General features: G+C 59.0%; 5 protein-coding genes, 1 rRNA gene and 2 pseudogenes. All 8 read left to right on the forward strand.

The window, feature by feature from the left end; all coding sequences use genetic code 11:
- Positions 1-178 (forward strand): annotated as a pseudogene (locus M3I54_RS42980) (IS256 family transposase); the annotation flags it as partial.
- Between the two features lie 204 nt (positions 179-382).
- On the forward strand, positions 383-562 hold the full coding sequence (locus tag M3I54_RS42985) for a hypothetical protein (protein ID WP_254346428.1): 180 nt from the start codon (positions 383-385) through the stop codon (positions 560-562).
- A 435-nt stretch (positions 563-997) separates the two neighbouring features.
- Positions 998-2,608: a S10 family peptidase gene (locus tag M3I54_RS42990; protein WP_254346430.1), complete on the forward strand. Its 1,611-nt coding sequence runs from the start codon at positions 998-1,000 to the stop codon at positions 2,606-2,608.
- A gap of 153 nt (positions 2,609-2,761) precedes the next feature.
- On the forward strand, positions 2,762-4,339 hold the full coding sequence (locus tag M3I54_RS42995) for a protease pro-enzyme activation domain-containing protein (RefSeq protein WP_254346432.1): 1,578 nt from the start codon (positions 2,762-2,764) through the stop codon (positions 4,337-4,339).
- 44 nt (positions 4,340-4,383) lie between these two features.
- Positions 4,384-4,947: a hypothetical protein gene (locus tag M3I54_RS43000; RefSeq protein WP_254346436.1), complete on the forward strand. Its 564-nt coding sequence runs from the start codon at positions 4,384-4,386 to the stop codon at positions 4,945-4,947.
- A gap of 107 nt (positions 4,948-5,054) precedes the next feature.
- Positions 5,055-5,780 (forward strand): DUF2278 family protein, encoded by a 726-nt coding sequence (locus tag M3I54_RS43005; RefSeq protein WP_254346434.1) that lies wholly within the window; start codon positions 5,055-5,057, stop codon positions 5,778-5,780.
- 133 nt (positions 5,781-5,913) lie between these two features.
- Positions 5,914-6,692, forward strand: a pseudogene (locus tag M3I54_RS43010) (substrate-binding domain-containing protein).
- Positions 6,693-7,137: 445 nt separating this feature from the next.
- A 16S ribosomal RNA gene (locus tag M3I54_RS43015) occupies positions 7,138-7,327 on the forward strand; the annotation flags it as partial.

The following is a 7,327-nucleotide window of genomic DNA, read 5'->3' on the forward strand; positions in this document are numbered from 1 at the left end:
ACGCAAGATCGTCAAGACGCGTGGGCACTTCCCGACGGACGAGGCCGCGACCAAACTGCTCTGGCTGGCCTTGCGCAATATCACGGCTGACTGGAGCCGTGCCGCGCATGACTGGAAAGCCGCGATGAACCAGTTCGCGATCCTCTACGAGGATCGCTTCACCAGAAATCATTTGTAGAATGCAATTGATGAGCCTGCCAGACGGCAGGCTTTTATCTGCCTTGCACACAAAAATTCAGACACTCCCCGTCGCCAGGCCGCCTGGGCTGAACGACTGGCAACTGATCCGCATCGCGTCCGCTCAGTAAAGTCTCGAATCGTCAATGGGCCGTAGCGCAGACCCTGAAAGCCCACCATCAAGAACAGGCCAGGACGCAAGCAGATGGCAACCGGGAACGCGACCCTCGTCGACGTCGACGGCGTGGACGAGATTCTGGTCACCAGCCCTTGGGGAATCGGCATCCTGAAAGTTGCCGGCAATAGCTTCGCGGCATCGATGCTGCAGCCGAACGGTACCCGGTTCGGTGGCTGGCTGTTGAATAGCGCGGACAATCGATTCTGACTTGTATCCAACGAACGGCAACGATTCATGCAAACAGCATATCGACTCGATCGCGCTATCAGAGGACAGCGCGTGAACCCGCTTCCACGAGTGGTCGATTTCATTCGATCGATAGTGGTGGGCATCGGAAAGTGCCTTGGAAATAACGGGCCATTTTCTATACTTTTCAATACGTGAAGCATCGAAACGATGTTCATCGCGTCGCAAGTGCTGTCGACCCGAAAACGGCTTCGCAAGGGTCGTCAATCATCCCTGGCGCGACACGGCGCCCAGCGCCTGCCGCGAGCGGGCGTGGTACGTTCCTCACGCATCAAATGTCTACTATCGTCTTCGCACCCATTACTGGAGTGCGTGATGGCTGGCGGATGAAATCGTGAACTGGACGACGTCGAAGCCGCGGCGCGTCTTCGACTGAACTGAAAACGGAGATCCGCGATGAACGCAACTGCAAGGAATGGCGCACCGGCTGACCAGCCGCTTGTCGACACGACGCCGTATGGATACGGTCCCGACGATTCGATCGGCGACGTCACCGAAAACGCGGCCATCACGCGTCACACGCTGAAGCTCAACGGGAAGTCGATTGCCTATACGGCGCGGGCGGGTCATCTCGTCACGACCGACAGCTATAGCTCGCGGCCAGGCGCGAAACTGTTCTACGTGGCGTTCACCGCTGACGACTCGACACCCTCTTCGAGACCGGTCACCTTTTTCTATAACGGCGGTCCGGGCTCGTCATCGGTTTTCCTGCTTCTTGGGTCATTCGGACCGCGGCGCATCAAGACGAGCATGCCGAACTTTACGCCCCCGGCTCCCTATGAACTCGAAGACAACACGGACAGTCTGCTGGATCAGACAGACCTTGTGTTCATCGATCCGGTGGGCACCGGTTACTCGACCGCGGTCGAGCCGCACACCAACAAGGACTTCTGGGGCGTGGACGAGGACGCAGACTGCATCAAGCAGTTCATCAAGCGTTACCTGACCGTGTTCAACCGCTGGAATTCCCCCAAGTACCTGTTCGGCGAATCATATGGGACGCCGCGCACCTGTGTGCTCACGTGGCTGCTGCACGAAGACGGTGTCGATCTGAACGGCATCGTCCTGCAGTCTTCGATTCTCGATTATTCGCAGACGGGCAATCCGATCGGCATCCTCCCGACGTTCGCGGCCGATGCCTGGTTCCACCAGAAAGTCTCGTTGAATCCGGTGCCCCCCGATCTGCCGAAGTTTATGGACGAGGTGAGCGTATTCGCGAGCGGTCCGTATGCGAATGCGCTGAACGCGTTCCCCGACGTCGATGAGGCGGTGTTGCAGCATCTGAGTGACATACTCGGCGTCCCGCCTATCGTCCTCAAGTACTGGCAGCTCGATCCCTCGCTCGGAAACGGCTCGGCGTTCCTGACGAGCCTGTTGCTCGATACCGGGCTGGCCGTAGGCGCCTATGATGGCCGCGTGACGGGAATCGACACGGGCATTGCTGAATTCGTCTCACCGGATTCGGGTGGCAACGATCCTACGATGGCTGCCGTGAGTGGCGTATATACGGCGATGTGGAATGTGTACCTCAACGACGAATTGCAGTACACATCGGTATCGCCCTTCATGGACCTGAACGATCTGGCGTTCGACAACTGGGACTTCGGTCATATCGACCCCACGGGCGCCCAGAAAGGCGGTGCCGGAACACTGTACACAGCCGGCGACCTTGCAGCCGCGATGTCCGTCAATCCGTACCTGAGGGTGTTTTCGGCCAACGGATATTACGATGCAGTGACGCCATTCTTCCAGACCTTCATCACGTTCCAGACCATGCCGGTGGGCAGCGAGCAGATCGACCAGAACCTATCGGTCCACAACTATCCTTCGGGCCATATGGTCTACCTCGACAACGCATCGAGAACCGCGATGAAGGCAGACCTCTCGTCCTTCTATGGCGGGGCGCAAGCCCACGTCGCCGCCATCAGGGCGGCGGTTCAGCCGGAGCAGACGGCTGTGGAAGGTATTGCTCAATATCGCAGGCGAGTGAATCGCACGCCGTACTGAGCCACAGACCGAAGCGACACGACGAAAGGTCAGGCGCGCACCGCCGAACCGTCGGGTGCGGCCACGCTTGAAGTACGGCGGCGAGTGGCAATGCCGAGTGAGGCCATCATGAACGTACCGAATCGTAAGCTGCCCGGGAGCCTGAGACGCGCCATGCCCGGATCCCGGGTATTGGGTCAGGCCAACGCGCGTGGTGTCATCGAGGTGACACTGAAGCTGAGGCGAAAGCAGTCGCTGCCGGAGCTGGAGGCGCGCCCGGCTGTACCGCTCACGCGCGACGAGCTTGCCGCGCGTTACGGGGCGTCACAGGACGACATCGACGAGGTGACGCAGATCATGTCGCAGTACGGTCTCAAGACGGTCGGCTCGAGCCTGGGTGCGAGAACCGTGCGGCTGTCCGGACCGATCAGCGCGATGGAGTCCGCATTCAACGTGAAGCTCTTCAACTACGCGCATGCGGATGGGAACTATCGTGGGCGTGTCGGCTATCTGTTCATTCCCGACGCGCTCAAGGATATCGTGCAAGGCGTTTTCGGCCTCGACAATCGCCGTACCGTGAAGCGGCGCCGTCAACCTGTTCGCGGGACAGTCGCGCCGCAGGCGCTTTCGTCCTCGCAGCCGTCGTGGTATGTCCCTGCGCAATTCGGAACCCGTTATGACTTTCCTCAAGGCGACGGTAGGGGGCAAGCAGTCGGTCTCCTCGAATTCGGCGGCGGCTATTTTGCTGGCGATCTCAGCAAGTTCTGTGAGAAAGCCGGCGTCACGATGCCGACGGTGACGCCGGTCAGTACGGACGGCACGTCGACCGAGAGCAAGGATGGCGCTGAAGGCGAAGTGATGCTCGATATCGAGGTCATTGGGGGGCTGTGTCCCCAGAGCGGCATCGTTGTCTATTTTTCGGCATGGACGGACGCAGGCATGATTGCCGGGCTCGACGCCGCGATGCAGGACAAGACCAATAATCCGGGCGTGCTGTCGATCAGTTGGGGCGCGCCCGAGGGCACGGATATCTGGACCGATCAGGCGATGTCGCAGATCAACGAAACGCTGAAAGAGGCGGCGTATCTCGGCATGACGGTGTGCGTCGCCGCTGGCGACGACGGCTCGAGCGACGCGCTCACTGACGGGCACGCACACGCCGATTTTCCGTCGTCGAGTCCCTATGTGCTCTCCGTAGGTGGGACGACCATCGTCGATTTTACAGGTGCGGCCGCGGACGTCGTGTGGATGGAGGGCGACGGGCTCCGGGCCGATCAGGGAGGCAGCTCGGGGGGCGGGGTCAGCGACGTATTTCAGCGGCCGGACTGGCAAAGCACGATCACGATTACGTCGGTTAATCCCGGTGCTATCAACGGCCGATGCATACCCGACGTGGCCGCCAATGCGGACTGGAATGCCTCGCCCTATCTGCTGGTGGTGGATGGCCATGCCGAAGCCAATGGCGGCACGAGCGCCGCGAGTCCGCTTTGGGCGGCGTTGATCGCCTTGATCAACAGCCAGCTCACGGGTGGTAAGCGTGTCGGGTATCTGACTCCCATGCTTTATCAAACGGCAGGTGCTGGCAGCGCGCCGACGCTCGGGGCGGCTGGCTGCACGGACGTGACTTCCGGCAACAACAACACCGCCTCCGCGGGTGGCTATAGCGCGGGTGTTGGCTATGACGCGGCATCGGGTTGGGGGACGCCGCAGGGGAAGAATTTGCTGGCTGCGATCCAGGCGGCGTTGGCCTGACGGCCGGTTTGCCGGGGCGCGCGAGTCAGCCTTTGGAGGGCGACATGGGATCTGCACAAAAAATCATGGTGGTTCGCCATGGCGAAAAGCCTCAGGGTGCATTACAGCCTTATGGCGTGACGTCGGACGGCGAGAAGGATGCCAATTCATTGCTCGTGCAGGGATGGAACCGCGCCGGCGCGCTGGCAGTTCTGTTTGCGCCGTCTCGCGGCCCGCTGCAAAGCCCCGAACTCGCTCAGCCGCAGACGATCTTTGCGGCGTCCGATGCGGGTGGGCAGTCGAGCAAGCGACCGGAGGAGACAGTGAGCATCGTCGCGCAAAAACTTTCGCTCATCGTCAATACGACTTACGCTGTCGGTCAGGAGACCCAACTGGTGGATGCCGTAAAGTCATGCGACGGTGTCGTGCTGATCGGCTGGGAGCACAAGCACATCCCGCTCATTGCAAACGCCATACTCGGCAACACAACGGCGCCGCAACAATGGCCCGGCGAGCGGTTCGACATGGTGTGGGTGTTCGACTTCGACGCCGGCAGCAACACCTGGCGTTTCAGTCAGGTGCCCGAATTGCTGATGCCCGGTGACAGCGCGGAACCCATCGCGAACTGAGAGGGCATCAAAACTGCAAACTCGCAATGAAATGTGACCAGGGAATGGAATAAGCAATCTGGTTATAGAGGTTAATCAACTCAACAATTCGATCTGGAGTTTGCATCATGAATCAATACTGCATGATAAAAGGAACGCTCCTGCGCGCGGCGCCTTACAAGGACACCTATATCGGTAGCCCGCACTATGTCATCACGATCAGTGCGGGCGCGCAATTCAATATAGTTGTCAATTCCGCATCCACACAGCCGGGTCCCAATGGTAGCGACGACGTGTACTCGTACGCTAACCTCAACTTCGTCAATCCAATCACTTCGACTTTGGGTTCGCTCGATCCTGGACTGCACACAGACGGCTTTCCGCTCCTCGATTACGCGCCGGAGAAAGGCTTGCTCGATCTCTCTCTTTTGCAGCCTGTTCCATACGAGGACGAGAATGGGAACCACGTAGACATCAACGACAACATCAATTCGATCCTGACGATAGACGAAACTCAAAACTCCCAATCGCTTCCGTTCGACAACGGTAGCGGTGTGTTACATGACCGGGACTTCTGGACGCCAACGCAAGCGAACGTCATTGTCTACGGCTTTGGCTTTCTATTCGTGCCACAAAGAAACGGGCTTCACGAGACTCACATGAACCAGGGCAACCCGCCTGGCAAGCATGCAGCTGAGAATGCAAGGTCTCAGGACGGCGCGGTCATCGTTCAAAAAGGCGATGGATTCACTGCGATCTTCACGGCCTTTGAGACGCAGTGTTTGCCTACGGACGCGGCCGGAAACCCGGTTCCAGGAGCGCAGCCCTTGCCTCAATATATTCAGGGGAGATAGGCACGCCAACGCAGAGGCACGTACTGCGATGCAGGTGCACTAAACAACCGCGGGGGAAACGACGGCGCGCCGATACTAGCGGTATTCCCGCACGTTCGCTGACTGGACTTCGATGCTCTCACATCGCACCCAAATGAAACCACTTCGCGCCCGCCTCGTCGCCTTCTCCTTTATTGCCATCAGCGCCTGCGCCAGCGTCGTCCACGCTGCCGAACTTGATGTGATGACGTCTGGAGGCTTTGCGGCTGCCTTTAAGGCGCTCGCACCAACGTTCACGCAGGGGACTGGCATACCATCGACATCATCCTCGGGCCTTCTATGGGCCAGTCGCCGCAATCGATACCGAATCGTCTCGCACGCGGTGAGTCGGCGGACGTCGTCATCATGGTGGGCTCCGCCCTCGACGGTCTCATCAAGGACGGTAGAGTCATTTCAGGCTCGCGGGTCGACCTGGCTGATTCGCGCATCGGCATGGTCGTCCGTACGGGCGCGCCAAAGCCCGATATCAGTACTGTCGACGCGCTACGGAAGACGCTTCTGCGGGCGAAGTCCATCGCCTACTCGGACAGCGCGAGCGGAGTCTATATCAAGAACGAGATGTTCAAAAAGCTTGGTATAGAAGACCAGGTCAGTCCGAAGGCAAGAATGATTGAACGCATCCCGGTCGCCTCGGTAGTCGCGAAGGGTGACTACGAAATTGGCTTCCAGCAGGTAGCGGAACTGCTGCCCGTGCCGCGAGTGGAATTCGTCGGCGAGCTGCCCGAACAGATGCAGTCGGTGACGCGCTTCGCTGGCGGCATTCCGGTCGGCGCGAAGCATCCCGATGAAGCGCGGGCTTTGTTGCAGTTCCTGGCGTCGCCGGCCGCGCAGCCGACGGTGCGCAAGACGGGCCTCGAACCCATCGCGCCGTGAGCCGGACGCGGCTTGAGGACGGCAGGTGAGCGCGAGCCAGGTTATGCCGGACGTGAGCTTTCGAATCGTTTTTCGTTCCTTCGGCGTGGGGCTGGAGAAATTCGCGTCACGTAAAGCAATGTAGCGGCCCCAAAAATAAATATTCCAGATTCTCTTGACGAGTGGATCTTGGGCCTGCATAATTCGCCTCCCTTCTGATGCGGGGCGCAAAAAACGGCGAATAAAAACGCTGTTTTGAGTGAAGCGATCTTTAAAAATTTACAGCCGATAAGTGTGGGCGCTTGATGCGGTGGCGGCCTGATGATGTTCTTCGGAGCATTGTCGGGAGCAGCAAAAGTATCAAGAGTCTCACACTAAAGTAAGTCAGGTTTTTGAATTTATTCAGAACCTGTCAGCTTTGAGTGAGCGACCGGTCTCGAGAGAGACCGAAAACAGTAACAGGTTTAAACTGAAGAGTTTGATCCTGGCTCAGATTGAACGCTGGCGGCATGCCTTACACATGCAAGTCGAACGGCAGCGCGGGAGCAATCCTGGCGGCGAGTGGCGAACGGGTGAGTAATACATCGGAACATGTCCAGTAGTGGGGGATAGCCCGGCGAAAGCCGGATTAATACCGCATACGATCTACGGATGAA

It is taken from the genome of Paraburkholderia sp. CNPSo 3274 (genome assembly GCF_024206475.1).
GTDB lineage: Bacteria > Pseudomonadota > Gammaproteobacteria > Burkholderiales > Burkholderiaceae > Paraburkholderia.

Excerpts from the sequence above, each read along its gene's own strand:
- M3I54_RS42985 (WP_254346428.1), top strand. The coding sequence starts at position 383 with ATGGCAACCGGGAACGCGACCCTCGTCGACGTCGACGGCGTGGACGAG.
- M3I54_RS42990 (WP_254346430.1), top strand. The coding sequence starts at position 998 with ATGAACGCAACTGCAAGGAATGGCGCACCGGCTGACCAGCCGCTTGTC.
- M3I54_RS42995 (WP_254346432.1), top strand. The coding sequence starts at position 2,762 with ATGCCCGGATCCCGGGTATTGGGTCAGGCCAACGCGCGTGGTGTCATC.
- M3I54_RS43000 (WP_254346436.1), top strand. The coding sequence starts at position 4,384 with ATGGGATCTGCACAAAAAATCATGGTGGTTCGCCATGGCGAAAAGCCT.
- M3I54_RS43005 (WP_254346434.1), top strand. The coding sequence starts at position 5,055 with ATGAATCAATACTGCATGATAAAAGGAACGCTCCTGCGCGCGGCGCCT.